Annotated in this window: 2 protein-coding genes; one reads left to right on the forward strand and one right to left on the reverse strand. The window is 44.8% G+C overall.

The window, feature by feature from the left end:
• Positions 1 to 359 (forward strand): formyltransferase family protein (locus R7Z77_RS27115; protein ID WP_318137274.1); only part of this gene is annotated, 359 nt, incomplete at its 5' end.
• A 74-nt stretch (positions 360 to 433) separates the two neighbouring features.
• On the opposite strand, the gene R7Z77_RS27120 is transcribed toward R7Z77_RS27115, so the two are convergent.
• Positions 434 to 581: VOC family protein (locus tag R7Z77_RS27120; protein ID WP_318137275.1), on the reverse strand; the 148-nt coding region annotated here is incomplete at its 5' end.

Below are 581 nucleotides of genomic sequence, written 5' to 3' on the forward strand. Positions count from 1 at the left end.
ATTACTTGGTGCTAGCGAAATACATGCGCGGTCTCACGCCAACGTTTGTTGAAAAATACCGCCATAAGATCATCAACATTCACCACAGTTTCTTGCCTGCTTTCATCGGTGCTAAGCCTTATCAGCAAGCTTACGACCGTGGCGTAAAAATTATTGGCGCAACAGCCCACTTCGTGACAAACGACCTAGATGAAGGCCCGATCATCAAGCAGGATGTTATTCCAGTCGATCACACATTCAGCGCACAAGATATGGCTCAAGCAGGCCGCGATGTCGAGAAGAATGTTTTGAGTAAAGCTCTGAATAAGGTAATTAACGACCACGTTTTTGTTTATGGGAATAAGACGGTGATTCTTTAAGTTCATCGCATTTGAATGAAAGAAAGGGTTCCTCATTTGCAACCCTTTCTTCTTTCTAGTCGTTCAAAACTTGCTTATTCAGCCTGCTCAGACTCCACTATACGCTTGAGCGAATGCGGATGCAGCTTGATACAAATACCTTGGTACTTAAACGCCACGGTTGGGTTGTTCAAGCGTTCACCTTCCCCTTTCGGGCTCGATAGTTTGATCTTCACACCCAAT

The sequence above is a fragment of the Vibrio sp. 1401 genome (genome assembly GCF_033340295.1).